At 71.1% G+C, this 12,812-nt stretch carries 13 protein-coding genes; 9 read left to right on the top strand and 4 right to left on the bottom strand.

All coding sequences use genetic code 11. The features are described from left to right. Window positions 1–83 precede the first annotated feature (83 nt). The 9 genes from ABEA46_RS03925 to ABEA46_RS03885 all read left to right on the top strand — a co-directional run bounded on the left by ABEA46_RS03925 (window position 84) and on the right by ABEA46_RS03885 (window position 8,177). A complete protein-coding gene (locus tag ABEA46_RS03925; RefSeq protein WP_345543048.1) occupies window positions 84–1,262 on the top strand; it encodes a low temperature requirement protein A in 1,179 nt (392 codons plus the stop codon). After that, complete coding sequence (xseA, locus tag ABEA46_RS03920) at window positions 1,259–2,563, top strand: exodeoxyribonuclease VII large subunit (RefSeq protein ID WP_345543047.1); 1,305 nt, start codon at window positions 1,259–1,261, stop codon at window positions 2,561–2,563. Before ABEA46_RS03925 ends, xseA begins: the two co-directional genes overlap by 4 nt. Next, window positions 2,560–2,931, top strand: a complete 372-nt coding sequence (locus ABEA46_RS03915) for a hypothetical protein (RefSeq protein WP_345543046.1) — start codon at window positions 2,560–2,562, stop codon at window positions 2,929–2,931. The genes xseA and ABEA46_RS03915 overlap by 4 nt, the downstream gene beginning before the upstream one ends. 75 nt (window positions 2,932–3,006) lie before the next feature. Next, window positions 3,007–3,261 carry an exodeoxyribonuclease VII small subunit gene (locus ABEA46_RS03910; RefSeq protein ID WP_345543045.1) on the top strand — a complete coding sequence of 85 codons (255 nt, stop codon included), beginning with the start codon at window positions 3,007–3,009 and terminating at the stop codon, window positions 3,259–3,261. Next, window positions 3,261–3,908 (top strand): DUF4245 family protein, encoded by a 648-nt coding sequence (locus ABEA46_RS03905; protein ID WP_345543044.1) that lies wholly within the window; start codon window positions 3,261–3,263, stop codon window positions 3,906–3,908. The genes ABEA46_RS03910 and ABEA46_RS03905 overlap by 1 nt, the downstream gene beginning before the upstream one ends. Window positions 3,909–3,943: 35 nt before the next feature. Beyond that, window positions 3,944–4,579 carry a carbonic anhydrase gene (locus ABEA46_RS03900; RefSeq protein WP_425563153.1) on the top strand — a complete coding sequence of 212 codons (636 nt, stop codon included), beginning with the start codon at window positions 3,944–3,946 and terminating at the stop codon, window positions 4,577–4,579. Further along, window positions 4,576–5,970: a class II fumarate hydratase gene (locus ABEA46_RS03895; RefSeq protein WP_345543042.1), complete on the top strand. Its 1,395-nt coding sequence runs from the start codon at window positions 4,576–4,578 to the stop codon at window positions 5,968–5,970. The genes ABEA46_RS03900 and ABEA46_RS03895 overlap by 4 nt, the downstream gene beginning before the upstream one ends. A 45-nt stretch (window positions 5,971–6,015) precedes the next feature. After that, a complete protein-coding gene (locus ABEA46_RS03890) occupies window positions 6,016–7,524 on the top strand; it encodes a sensor histidine kinase (protein WP_345543041.1) in 1,509 nt (502 codons plus the stop codon). Then, window positions 7,521–8,177: a response regulator transcription factor gene (locus tag ABEA46_RS03885; RefSeq protein ID WP_345543040.1), complete on the top strand. Its 657-nt coding sequence runs from the start codon at window positions 7,521–7,523 to the stop codon at window positions 8,175–8,177. The genes ABEA46_RS03890 and ABEA46_RS03885 overlap by 4 nt, the downstream gene beginning before the upstream one ends. Window positions 8,178–8,281: 104 nt before the next feature. On the opposite strand, the gene ABEA46_RS03880 is transcribed toward ABEA46_RS03885, so the two are convergent. The 4 genes from ABEA46_RS03880 to ABEA46_RS03865 form a co-directional block, all read right to left on the bottom strand. Beyond that, window positions 8,282–9,043: a hypothetical protein gene (locus ABEA46_RS03880; protein WP_345543039.1), complete on the bottom strand. Its 762-nt coding sequence runs from the start codon at window positions 9,041–9,043 to the stop codon at window positions 8,282–8,284. A 178-nt stretch (window positions 9,044–9,221) separates the two neighbouring features. Next, window positions 9,222–10,577: an RNA 5'-3' helicase PhoH2 gene (gene phoH2, locus ABEA46_RS03875; RefSeq protein ID WP_345543038.1), complete on the bottom strand. Its 1,356-nt coding sequence runs from the start codon at window positions 10,575–10,577 to the stop codon at window positions 9,222–9,224. A 208-nt stretch (window positions 10,578–10,785) separates the two neighbouring features. Further along, a complete protein-coding gene (locus ABEA46_RS03870; RefSeq protein ID WP_345543037.1) occupies window positions 10,786–11,916 on the bottom strand; it encodes an aminotransferase class V-fold PLP-dependent enzyme in 1,131 nt (376 codons plus the stop codon). A 49-nt stretch (window positions 11,917–11,965) separates the two neighbouring features. Next, complete coding sequence (locus ABEA46_RS03865) at window positions 11,966–12,751, bottom strand: isoprenyl transferase (RefSeq protein ID WP_345543036.1); 786 nt, start codon at window positions 12,749–12,751, stop codon at window positions 11,966–11,968. Between the last annotated feature and the right edge of the window lie 61 nt (window positions 12,752–12,812).

The following is a 12,812-nucleotide window of genomic DNA, read 5'->3' as shown; positions in this document are numbered from 1 at the left end:
GGCGGCCCCTGGGCGCGAGCCCGGCGGACGCCCCGTCGACGCCGGCCCCTGTCGAGGTCCGCCCTGTGCGCTACCGTGACCGGGTGGCATCCCCCACCCCTCCCGCACCCGTCGCGCGCGCTGCGCGCACCGCGCGCATCGCCGCGCGCGTCTCGACGATCGAGCTGCTCTTCGACCTGGTGTTCGTCTTCACGATGACCCGCGTCGCGGAGATCATCGTGCATCACCCCGACCCGACCGGGATCGCCCAGGCGGCCCTCGTGCTGGCATTGGTGTGGTGGATGTACGACGCCTTCGCATGGCTGACCAACCAGGCGACGCCCGACACCACAGGGTTCCGCATCGCGCTCATCGCCGCGATGGCCGCGTTCCTGGTCATGTCGCTCGCGATCCCCGACGCGTTCGGCGCGACCGGCGTGCTGTTCGGCGTGACGTACATCGTGGTTGCCGTGATCCATGCAGCGCTGTTCATCGTCCTCGGCGGGGCCGCGGCGGCACGCCGCATGTTCGTCGTCGGCACGTCGAACGTGCTCGTGGGCGTGCTGCTGGTGATCTCGGGCTTCGTCGAGGGCCCGCTCGACTGGGTGCTGTTCGGACTGCCGCTGCTGGCGTTCCTCGGTTCCGCCCTGCTGAGCGCGCGGGGCGGGTTCGACCCTGGCGCCTCTCACATGGTGGAGCGGCACGGGCTGCTGATGATCATCGCGTTCGGCGAATCCATCGTGTCGGTCGGCGTGGGGGCGACAGGTCACGCGATCGAGGCACCCCTGCTGGTGGGCACGGTGCTCGCGGTGGCCCTCGTCGCCTCGCTGTGGTGGTGCTACTTCGACGGCGACGACTCGCGCGCCGAGTCCCGTATGGCCTCGGTCGCTCCGGATCGGCGCACCGGGCTCGCGCTGGTCGCCTTCTACGTCGAGCACCTCGTGATGATCTTCGGGCTGCTGATGCTCGCCGCGGGGCTCCACGGTTTCTTCGCCGCGCCGTTCGCCGCCCTCGCGGCTCCTGAGGCGTGGCTGATCGGCTGCGGCGTCGCGCTCTACCTCGCCGGCGATGCGGCGTACCGTGGAACGCTCGACCTCGGCCCGATGGGCGCGCGGCTCCTCGCCGCCCTGCTCGCCGTGGCGACCGCGTGGGTCGGCCTCGCCGTGTCGGGCGCGCTGCAGCTGGCGTGTCTGCTGGCGATCGTGGCGGGAGTGCTCGTGTTCGAGAACGCCCGCGGGCCGCGCCCGGCTGCACACCCCACCGCCGCGACGGAGACCTCATGACCACGTTCCAGCCCGCCGCCGTACCCGGCGAGCCGCCGCCCGCCGACTCGGTGCGTCCTCGTGACTCCAGCCCCGAGGCTCCGACGTCCGTCGCACGCCTGAACGACACGATCCGCGGGTTCGTGCAGACGTGGGGCTCGGTGTGGGTCGAGGGCGAGATTACCGCGTTCAACGTGCGTGGCGGCAACGTCTTCGGGCGCTTGAAGGACCTCGTCACCGACGCCACGATCTCGTTCCGCATCTGGTCCTCGACGCGAGACCGGCTGCCCGGCGACCTCAAGGTCGGCGACCACGTCGTCGCGTGCGTCAAGGCCGACTACTACGTCAAGAGCGGCGATTTCGGCTTCTCGGTGTCGGCGATGCGCCACCTGGGCCTCGGCGACCAGCTCGAACGCCTCGAACGCCTGCGCGTGCAGCTGCGTGGCGAAGGGCTGTTCGATCCGGCCCGCAAGAAGCCGCTCCCCTTCCTCCCCCACCTCATCGGGCTCATCACGGGCGAGAACTCCGATGCCGAGAAGGACGTCCACCGCAACGCGGAGCTGCGCTGGCCCCAAGTCCGGTTCCGCACCAAGTACGCGGCGGTCCAAGGCGACCGCTGCGTCCCCGAGACGATCGCGGCCCTCAAGGCCCTCGACGCGGATCCCGAGGTCGACGTCATCGTCATCGCCCGCGGCGGCGGCGACCCGCAGACCCTGCTCGGCTTCAGCGATGAGCGGATGCTGCGCGCCGTGGCAGCGGCATCCACTCCCGTCGTCAGCGCCATCGGCCACGAGAACGACCACCCGCTGCTCGACGACGTCGCCGATCTGCGCGCGTCGACGCCCACGGATGCCGCCAAGCGCGTGGTGCCGGATGTGGCCGAGCAGCGCGCCCTCGTCGGACAGCTGCGCGCACGGCTGACGATGCGGCTGACGCAGCGGGTCGGGCACGACATCGCGCAGCTGGAGCAGCTGCGGTCGCGTCCCGTGCTGCGCACGCCAGAGGCGATGCTCACCACCCGTGCCCACGAGGTGGAGCTGCTCGCCGCGCGTGGCCGCGACCGCGTCGACCGGGCCCTGCAGCAGCACGAGCGCCGCACCGCCGAGCTGCGCGCGACGCTCCGCGCGCTCTCGCCGGCGTCGACCCTCGCCCGCGGCTACGCCATCGCCCACCTCGGCGACGGGGTCATCGTGCGCGATGCGGCGCAGGCTCCGGCATCCACCCCCCTCGTCGTGACCGTCGGGCGCGGGTCGTTCGCCGCGCACTCCGACGGCGAAGTCGCCGAGACCGCCCACCCCCGCCCCACGGAGGACGACGCATGACCACGCAGCCCCCGAGCGCGCCGTACCAGGCGCAGCCGCCGCAGTACCCGGTTCCGCCGCAGTACCCCGTGCAGCCGCAGTACCCTGCGCCCAAGCGGAGGACGAGCAGCGGTCTGTCGGTCACCGCGTTCGTGCTGGCGTTCCTCGTCGCCCCCGTCGGGCTGGTGCTCGGCATCGTCGCACTGATCGTCGATGCGCGGCGTCCCGATCGCACGAAGGGGCTGTCGATCGCCGCCATCGCCGTCGCGATCGTCATGGTGGCGCTCGCCGTCGCGCTGCTCGTGATCTGGCTCATCGGCTCGGTCATCGCCGACGTCGCCTGCGGCGAACTGGCGGGCGGGTGCCCGAACCGCGGCCCGTTCTTCTGAGCGCGCTCCTGCGCGCGGATCGCGCCGGATCCCACCCAGGCGTGGGGTCGCCCCGCCCGCAATTAGACTGAAGGCATGACCGCGTCGACCGAGGCCCTCCCCGACGTGGCGTCGCTCTCTTTCGAGCAGGCGCGCGACGAGCTCGTCAGAGTCGTCGCCGAGCTCGAGCAGGGGGCGCCCACACTGGAGCACTCGCTCGCTCTCTGGGAGCGTGGCGAGGCCCTCGCCGCCCGCTGCGAGGAGTGGCTGCTGGGGGCCAAGCGCCGGCTCGACGCCGCCCGCGCCTCGGTCGACGGCGCCGCCCGCGGCGATCAGGACGGGACGCGCTGATGGCCCACGAGCCTCGCGTCGTCGCCGAGCTCGGACGCCCCGAGACGCCCGACGAGACGGCCGCGCGCAAGGCGGAGTCCTCGCGGATCTACCGCTCCAGCCAGAACGTCCGCAACCTCGTCGCCGCCCTGCTCGCGACGCTCGCGGTCGTCGCGGTGGTCGTGTTCGCCGTCCCGCGCGGATCGGCACCCGAGCGACCCGCGATCGACGTCGCCGCCGAAGCGCAGCGCATCTCGACAGCCGAGGACCGCACCGTCATCGTCCCCGACATGTCGAAGGACTGGGTCGTCAACCTCGCCGCCATCGACGCCGACGCCCGCGTCAAGGCGTTCAACGTCGTGTACGCGCCGGCAGACGAGAACAAGCGCGGCTTCGTCAACGTGTCGCAGGGCTTCGACGCCGACGAGGCGTGGGTCGCGCGCGTCCTGTCGGGGTCCGCACCCCAAGACACCGTCACGATCGACGGCATCACGTGGGATCGCTACTCCCTCGACCCGGAACGTACCGGCAACATCACTGTCGCCCTCGCGACCGACGCCGGGACCGACACCGTGCTCATCTACGGCGCGGCCACGAAGGCCGCGCTGGAGGAGACCGCACGTTCTGTGACCGATCAGATCAACGAGTTGCGCCAGGAGGCCCCGTGAGCCACGCCCCGACCCCGTCGAAGGTCTGGACCGAGATGCTGCGCGGCAACGCCCGCTTCGTCGCGGGCGAGCCGCATCACCCGCGCCAGGACGTCGACCGCCGCGCCGAGACGGCGGCGGTGCAGCATCCGCGTGCCGTGCTGTTCGGCTGCTCGGATTCGCGGCTGGCGGCCGAGATCATCTTCGACAAGGGCCTCGGCGACCTCTTCGTCGTGCGCAACGCCGGCCAGGTCGTCGGCGAGTCGATCGTCGCGAGCCTCGAATACGCCGTCGCGATCCTGGAAGTGCCGCTCATCGTCGTGCTCGCACATGACAGCTGCGGGGCTGTGCGCGCCGCGATCGACGGCACCGCGATCGACGCCGCGCCCCTGCCGCCGCACATCTGGCGACTCATCGCGCCGATCGTGCCGGCCGCGCGCCACGTCGCCGCCGAGACCGGTGCCACGCGCAGCGACGACATCGACGCCGAACTCGTCGGACGCGAGCACCTGCGCAACACCGTCGCCGACATCCTGCGCTCCTCGGAGCTCATCAGCACCGCGGTCGCCGAGGGGCGCGTGGCCATCGTCGGCGCCAACTACCGACTCGCCGAGGGCACCGTCGTGCCCGTCGTGACCGTGGGGCTCGATGCCGACGCCCCGACCCCGTCCCACCTGGAGGAACAGCAGTGACCGACATCGAGTACCGCATCGAGCACGACACCATGGGCGAGGTGCGCGTGCCCAAGAACGCCCTCTACGCCGCGCAGACCCAGCGCGCCGTCGAGAACTTCCCGATCTCGGGCGACCGCCTGGAGCCCGCGCAGATCGTCGCACTCGCGCGGATCAAGAAGGCCGCGGCACTGGCCAACAAGGAGCTCGGCACCCTCGACGGCGCGATCGCCGACGCCATCGCCGGCGCCGCCGACCGCATCATCGCCGGCGAGTACGCCGACCAGTTCCCGATCGACGTCTACCAGACCGGCAGCGGCACCTCGTCGAACATGAACATGAACGAGGTCCTTGCGACCCTCGCGACCCAGGCTCTCGGCGCCACGGTCCACCCGAACGACCACGTCAACGCGTCGCAGTCCTCGAACGACGTCTTCCCGACGTCGGTGCACATCGCCGTCACGCAGGAGCTCATCGACGACCTGATCCCGGCGCTCGACCACCTCGCGGTCGCGCTGGAGACCAAGGCCGAGGCGTGGAAGGACGTCGTCAAGTCTGGACGCACGCACCTCATGGACGCCACGCCCGTCACCCTCGGCCAGGAGTTCGGCGGCTACGCCCGCCAGCTGCGCCTGGGCATCGAGCGCGTGCAGGCCGTCCTCCCCCGCGTCGCCGAGGTCCCCCTGGGCGGCACCGCCGTCGGCACCGGCATCAACACGCCGCTCGGCTTCCCGCAGCGCGTCATCGAGCTGATCGTCGCCGACACCGAGCTGCCGATCACCGAGGCGAAGGACCACTTCGAGGCGCAGGCCAACCGCGACGCGCTCGTCGAGGCGTCCGGTGCGCTGCGCACGATCGCCGTGTCGCTCACGAAGATCAACAACGACCTGCGCTGGATGGGCTCGGGCCCCAACACCGGCCTCGGCGAGCTGCACATCCCCGACCTGCAGCCGGGTTCGTCGATCATGCCCGGCAAGGTCAACCCCGTCATCCCCGAGGCGACGCTGATGGTGTGCGCGCGCGTCATCGGCAACGACGCGACAGTCGCGTGGGCGGGTGCGTCGGGCTCGTTCGAGCTGAACGTGGCCATCCCGATCATGGGCAGCGCCGTGCTGGAGTCGATCGAGCTTCTGGCCAACACGTCGCGCGTGCTCGCCGACAAGACCATCAGCGGCCTGGAGGCCAACGTCGAGCGCGCGGCCGCCTACGCGGGCATGTCGCCGTCGATCGTCACGCCCCTCAACAAGCTCATCGGCTACGAGGCCGCGGCCAAGATCGCGAAGCACTCGGTCGCGAAGGGGATCACGGTCCGAGAGGCCGTCATCGACCTCGGCTACGTCGAGCGCGGCGAGCTGACGCTCGAGCAGCTCGACGAGAAGCTCGACCTGCTGTCGATGACTCATCCGGGCTGATCCTCCCCTATGCCGCATGTCCTGCGTCGGCGGGATAATCGGGATATGTCCCGGTCGACCCGCCCGATCCCCGCGCGTGTCAGGATCCTTTCGGCGATCCTCGCTGTGGCGTGCGTGGGGCTCGCGATCGTGGGCGGCGTGACGTTCCTGGTACAGCGCGATCAGGCGATCAAGGCGGTCGACAACCGCCTGGTCACCCAGGTGAAATCGCTGCGCGACGTGGCCGAGGACACGACGGCCACCGATGCGAGGGACGGCGCCCCCGAGGCAACCGACGGCCTCGACATCGGCAACTTCGAGTCGATCGACGAGTACCTCAACGCCGTGGTCGCCCGGCTCGTCCCCGCGACCAATGAGGCTTCGTTGGCACTGGTCGACGGTGTGCCGCGCTGGGTGCCGTCCACGCTGTCGGGCTTCCAGATCGACCACAACCAGGAGCTCATCGACCGCGCGATCGCCGACACGGCCGACGGCGAGACGAAGCGGGGGACGGTGGTGGCCGACGGCAAGACGCTGCGGTACATCGCCATCCCGGTGTCGATGGACGGCGATCCCCATCAGGGGCTCTACATCCGCGCCATCAACCTCGGCGACGAGCTGCAGCCGATCACGTTCGCGATGACGACCTATCTGATCGCCGCACTCGCGGTCCTGGCGGCGATCGGCGTCGTCGGCTGGTTCGTCACCGGCCGGCTGCTGTCGCCGATCCGCCATCTGCGCGAGACGGCGGACTCGATCTCGATCACTGACCTGTCCGCGCGCCTGGAGCCGCACGGCAACGACGACATCGCTGACCTGTCGCGCACGGTCAACTCGATGCTCGATCGCCTCGAAGGCTCGGTCGACGTGCAGCGCCAGCTGCTGGACGACGTGCGCCATGAACTCAAGACCCCCATCACCATCGTCCGCGGCCACCTCGAACTCATGAACCCCCGCGACGCCGCCGACGTGGCGTCGGCGCGCGACATCGGCATCTCGGAGCTCGACCGCCTCGCACGCCTCGTCGAAGACATCGACATGCTGGCGGCGGCGGAGGCCGACTCGTACACGACGACCGACGTCGACCTCGCGGCTCTCACCGCTCGTGTCGGCGAGCTCGTCGCCGTGATCCCCGGCCACACCTGGACTGTCGAGTCTCATGCCACGGGCATGGCGACCGGTGACAAGGACCGTCTGCTGCAGGCCTGGCTGCAGCTGGCCGACAACGCCGCGAAGTACACGCCGGCCGGCACCCCGATCGAGATCGGAAGCTCGACCGGCGCGGACGGCGCCCACCTGTGGGTGCGCGATCATGGCGCCGGCATCCCGCCGGCCCAGCGCGCACGGATCTTCCGCCGCTTCGACCGAGCCCACGTGCATCGCACGGTGGGCGGTTCAGGGCTGGGGCTCGCGATCGTGGATGCGATCGCCAAGGGCCACGGCGGCCACTGCGCCGTCACCGACACCCCCGGAGGCGGCGCGACATTCACCATCCATCTTCCGTTGTCGGAGGCCGAGCTGCCGGCCCCGGTGCGCGCAGGCGACGTCGTGCTGCAGCGGGAGGCATCGGGATGACGCGGATCCTCATCGTCGAGGACGAGCCGCGGATCGCCGCGTTCGTCAGTCGCGGTCTCGAGTCGGCGGGCTACGAGACGATGGTCGTCGACGACGGCCCCGAAGCGCTCGACGCCACCCTGCGCGGCGACGCCGACCTCGTGCTGCTCGACGTCGGCCTGCCGACCATGGACGGCTTCGAGGTGCTGCGGACGCTCCGCGCGCGGGGTTCCGTGGTGCCCGTGATCATGCTGACGGCCCGTTCCAGCACACGCGACACCGTCGCCGGGTTGGATGCCGGAGCCAACGACTACGTCCCCAAGCCGTTCACCTTCGAAGAGCTGCTGGCACGCGTGCGCTCGCGCCTGCGTGAGAGCCTGCCGCAGCAGGGCGTGTCGGTCGCGCACGGCGACGTCGTGCTCGACATCCTCGCCCGGCGCGCGACAGTCGCCGACCGCGAGGTGGATCTGTCGGCCCGCGAGTTCGCGCTTGCGGAGCAGTTCCTGCGCAACCCGGGGCGCGTGCTCAGCCGCGAGCAGCTGCTCAGCAGCGTGTGGGGACTGGACTTCGACCCCGGTTCGAATGTCGTGGACGTGTACGTGCGCTACCTGCGCGGCAAGCTCGGTCCGGATCACATCGTGACCGTGCGCGGCGCCGGCTACCGCTGGGAGTAGGCCCCCGCGCGACGTGGTGCTCCCCACCCCCGGGCACGAAGAAGCCCCCGGCGCTGGGGGACGCCGGGGGCTGTGAAGGGCCGGACTGGGGGATCCGACCGCGGTCAGTCGCGTCTATCTGGGGAATTGCGCGACTGGTCTTTCTTCGTGTGTGGGCCGACACCGTTGCCGTGCCCGTTCGAACCCGCCTTCGCGGGGTGCTCTGAGGTGGACGTGCTCTTGCCGTTACCGTGGTCTCCTGACCCGAGCCCCGTCTGCAGGCTGCTGCTGCGGTCGGCGCTGGTGCGGTCGGCCGGACCGGTCTGCGTCTCGGTGGGTGCGCCCTGGTCCTGACGCTGCGCGTCGTCGGCGCTCTCTTTCGCGTCGCTGCGCTCGAGGCGCGCGATCAGGGCCTCGAGGCGTCCGGTGGACCAGCCGTGACGCTCGGCCCAGGCGCGCAGTGCGTCCCACGTGCCCGCCGTCCGCGCGGCCTCGATGACCTCGTTCACATCGGCGGGAGCCTCGTCGGTCGCGGTGACCTCCTGCGCCGCAGGCGCTGGCGGCGCCGGAACGACCTTCGACGGGGCGGCCGTCTCGGTGGACGGGGGTGTCGTGACGGTGCTCGATTCGACCTCGGTCGGGTCGGGCGCTGCAACGACCTCGGCCTGCGTCGTCGGCTCCGGCGTCACGACCGCCTCGGCGGTCGGTGTGGGCTTCGGCGTCGAGGAGGGGGACGCCGCCGGCACCAGGATCTTCGCCGCCGCAACGGTGGTGGCGGGCGAGTCCCTCAGCGCCGCGGTGTTGGTCACGGCGACGGCGCAGACGACGGCGACGCTCGCCGCGACAGCGGTCATGCCGCCGATCACGAGCCCCGTACGTGCGTCCACAGTCTGTTCCCCAGTCCCCTGCTCTCGCAGTCCTTCCTCTCCATGGTGACAGACGCGCAGGGCCCACAGCACCGGATCGTCATGAGACTCTTCTCATGCGCCGGAACGCCGGAACGGGCCGGGATGCGGCATCCCGGCCCGTCCTCGTGACGAGCGTCTGCGCTGAACCGGCGGGTGATCAGGCGAGTTCGCCGGCCTCCAGCAGGTCGGTCACCAGCGCCGCGATGGCGGAGCGCTCGGAGCGGACCAGCGTGACGTGACCGAACAGTCCGTGGCCCTTGAGCGTCTCGATCACCGAGGCGACCCCGTCGTGGCGTCCCACGCGGAGGTTGTCGCGCTGCCCGACGTCGTGGGTGAGCACGACGCGCGAGTTCTGGCCGATGCGGCTGAGCACCGTGAGCAGCACGTTGCGCTCGAGCGACTGCGCCTCGTCGACGATCACGAAGGCGTCGTGCAGGGAGCGTCCGCGGATGTGCGTGAGCGGCAGCACCTCGAGGAGTCCCCGCTCGACCACCTCGTCGAGGACGTTGCCCGAGACGACCGAGCCCAGGGTGTCGTACACCGCCTGGCCCCACGGGTTCATCTTCTCCTGCTGATCGCCGGGCAGGTACCCGAGCTCCTGTCCGCCCACCGCGAAGAGAGGCCGGAACACGATGATCTTGCGCTGCTGCTGCCGTTCGAGCACAGCCTCCAGGCCGGCGCACAGCGCGAGCGCCGACTTGCCGGTGCCGGCGCGGCCGCCGAGCGACACGATGCCCACGTCGGGGTCGAGCAGCAGATCGATGGCGATCCGTTGCTCGGCCGAGCGGCCGTGCAGGCCGAACACCTCGCGGTCGCCGCGCACCAGCCGGTACTCCCCGTCGCCGCTCACCCGGCCGAGGGCAGAGCCCCGCTCGGAGTGGATGATGAGCCCCGTGTTCACCGGGAGTCCCTTGACGTCGTCGCCGGTGGCGACCTCGCTCTCGTACAGGTCGCTGATGTCGTCGCCCGAGACGTCGATCTCGGCGATGCCCGTCCAGCCCGAGTCGACGGCCTGCTCGGCGAGGTACTCCTCGGCGCTCACGCCGAGGGACGCCGCCTTCACGCGCATCGGCAGGTCCTTCGAGACGACGGTGACCTCCTGGCCGTCCTGCGCCAGGTGCATCGCGACCGCGAGGATGCGGCTGTCGTTGTCGCCCAGGCGCATCCCCGAAGGCAGGACGGCGGAGTCCGTATTGTTCAGCTCGACGCGAAGCGTGCCGCCCTGGCCGACCGGGACCGGGAAGTCGAGGCGCCCGTGCTCGACGCGCAGTTCGTCGAGGTGGCGCAGGGCCTGCCGGGCGAAGTAGCCGATCTCGGCGTCGTGGCGCTTGCCTTCGAGCTCGGTGACCACGACGACCGGGATCACGACGTTGTGCTCGGCGAAGCGGAAGAACGCCCGCGGATCGCTCAGCAGCACCGACGTGTCGAGGACGTAGGTCCGCAGGTCCTGATCGGACTCCGCGACCTGCTCGAGATCCTGACTGCGCTGCTCGTGTGGTGCTCGTGTGGTCACAACCCACTCCCGCCCCGGGTGGTTCACCCGGCAGTCACGAGTCGACCGGTGAGTCACGAGTCGCGATCCTGAGGCCGACTCGACCGGGCTCCTTGCCCGATGCGATCAAAGTACGACGCGCGGGGGGATTCGCGCGCCGTCGACACGCGTGAATCCGGTTAAGAGCGGATGAATTGTGGATGCCGCCGCCCGGGGCAGCGGCATCCGTTCACCACACCCGGGTCGAGGCGAACGCGGCCAGCGCGTCGCCGAACAGCCGCAGCGTGTCGGCACCGGTTCCGACGTGCGGTGCGACGCGGAGGCGGCCGGCGCGCGTCGTCACCGTGAGCCCGTGGTTCGCGAGGGATGCGGCGAGGGGCGCGGCGTCCTGCGGCGCGGGCTCGAGCGTCACGATGCCGGCGCGGCGCTCCGGTGCGCGCGGCGTGACGACCGGCACCTCATAGCGGTCCGCGAAGAACATGACGTCGGAGGAGCGCGCGGTCAGCTCGGCCTCGATCGTCGGGACGCCCACGTCGACGACCTCTTGCAGCGCCGTGGCCAGGCGGGCCGCAGCCAGAGTGTCCTCGCCCGCGATCGAGAACGCCTGGGCCGAGGCGGCGGGGGCGGGCACGGCGTCGACCGGCAGATCGCCGTCGACGCCGCGGAAGCCCGACAGCACCGGAGCGATGCGCTCGAGGGCGCGGTCGCCGAACCAGGCGAAGCCCGTGCCGCGCCCGGCACGGAGCCACTTGTAGCCGTGGCCGCACACGACGTCGGCCGCCTGGTAGTCCACATCGATCATGCCGAAGCCCTGCACCGCGTCGACGATCAGCAGGCGGTCGCCGATGACCTCGCGCAGCGCCTCGATGTCGGTGCGGTAGCCGGTGCGGAAGTCGACCAGACTGACGGCGACCGCTCGGGTGTCGTCGGTGAGCGCGTCGCGCACGAGGTCGGGCGTGATGAGGCCGTCGGCCGGGTCGAGCCATTGCAGCTCCAGCGAGCCGAACGCCTCCGCCGCGCGCGTGGCGGCGACCGTCAGGCTCGGGAACTCGCCGCGGCCGAGCATGAGCCCGCCCGCCAGGCCGTAGATCGCGTGCATGAGCCCATACGTCGTGGACGGCTGCAGCACGACCTGTGCGGCATCCCCTCCGACGAGTTCGGCGACGAGCTCGCGGGCCTCGCGGACGTGATCGGCGACGAGGTCGATGCTGCTGCGCCGCCCCGACCCCAGCAGCTCGGTGTCGCCCTGCGCCTCGCTGCGCACCGCGGGTGAGAGAGGGCCGAATGCGGCCCAGTCGAGATAGCCCGGCTCGCCGTCGAACGAGGCGAGATACGACTCCAGATCGGTCACGCGGATCATTCTGGCAGAGCGCAGGGGTGCACGCTCACCGGACTGCGCTCCCGGTGCGTCAGCCGCCGTAGCGGCGATCCCGCGACGTGAAGTCGCGGATCGCGCGCAGGAAGTCGACCTCCCGCAGATCCGGCCCCAGCGCCTCGACGAAGTAGAACTCGCTGTGCGCGGACTGCCACAGCAGGAAGTCGCTCAGCCGCTGCTCACCCGAGGTGCGGATGACCAGATCAGGGTCGGGCTGGCCGCCGGTGTAGAGGTGCTCGCCGATCTGCTCGGGCGTGAGGCTGGCGGCGAGGTCTTCGAGCGACCCGCCCTCCTGCTGGTGCTGCGCGATGATGCTGCGCACCGCGTCGACGATCTCACCCCGGCCGCCGTAACCGACGGCGAGGTTGACGTGCATGCCCGGGTTGTCCTTGGTGCGCGCCTCGACGTCGGCCAGCACGCGCGCGAGGTCCGCCGGCAGCGAGTCCGCGCGTCCGACGTGCTTGACCCGCCAGTCCCGCTCGTGCGAGAGCTCGTCGGCGAGCTGCGCGATGATCTCGATGAGGTCGGAGAGCTCGCGCGAGTCGCGCTTGCGCAGGTTGTCGTTCGAGAGCAGGTAGAGCGACACGACGCGGATCCCCACGTCGTCGCACCAGCGCAGGAACTCCTTCATCTTCGCGGCGCCGGCGCGGTGCCCGTGCGCGGCCGACTCGTAGCCCAGCTGCTTGGCCCACCGGCGGTTCCCGTCGATCATCATCGCGACGTGACGGGGGGCGGATGCCGGATCCAGGCGTCGCCGCAGACGGTTGATGTAGAGCCGATACAGAGGCCCTCTGCCCTCGTTCGTCTCGCCGCGCGCCACACGCCTACGCTACCCCGCGCAGGCCGGCGCCCCTAGCGTGGCACCGAGTCCCGGAGGGCGT

The organism is Microbacterium jejuense, assembly GCF_039544225.1.
GTDB lineage: Bacteria > Actinomycetota > Actinomycetes > Actinomycetales > Microbacteriaceae > Microbacterium > Microbacterium jejuense.
This window is presented reverse-complemented; position numbering and strand designations above follow the sequence as displayed.

What these genes read in the sequence shown, in the direction of transcription:
- ABEA46_RS03890 (WP_345543041.1), top strand. Translation starts at nt 6,016, where the DNA reads ATGTCCCGGTCGACCCGCCCGATCCCCGCGCGTGTCAGGATCCTTTCG.
- ABEA46_RS03910 (WP_345543045.1), top strand. Translation starts at nt 3,007, where the DNA reads ATGACCGCGTCGACCGAGGCCCTCCCCGACGTGGCGTCGCTCTCTTTC.
- ABEA46_RS03915 (WP_345543046.1), top strand. Translation starts at nt 2,560, where the DNA reads ATGACCACGCAGCCCCCGAGCGCGCCGTACCAGGCGCAGCCGCCGCAG.
- ABEA46_RS03905 (WP_345543044.1), top strand. Translation starts at nt 3,261, where the DNA reads ATGGCCCACGAGCCTCGCGTCGTCGCCGAGCTCGGACGCCCCGAGACG.
- ABEA46_RS03870 (WP_345543037.1), bottom strand. Translation starts at nt 11,916, where the DNA reads ATGATCCGCGTGACCGATCTGGAGTCGTATCTCGCCTCGTTCGACGGC.
- xseA (WP_345543047.1), top strand. Translation starts at nt 1,259, where the DNA reads ATGACCACGTTCCAGCCCGCCGCCGTACCCGGCGAGCCGCCGCCCGCC.
- ABEA46_RS03885 (WP_345543040.1), top strand. Translation starts at nt 7,521, where the DNA reads ATGACGCGGATCCTCATCGTCGAGGACGAGCCGCGGATCGCCGCGTTC.
- ABEA46_RS03900 (WP_425563153.1), top strand. Translation starts at nt 3,944, where the DNA reads ATGCTGCGCGGCAACGCCCGCTTCGTCGCGGGCGAGCCGCATCACCCG.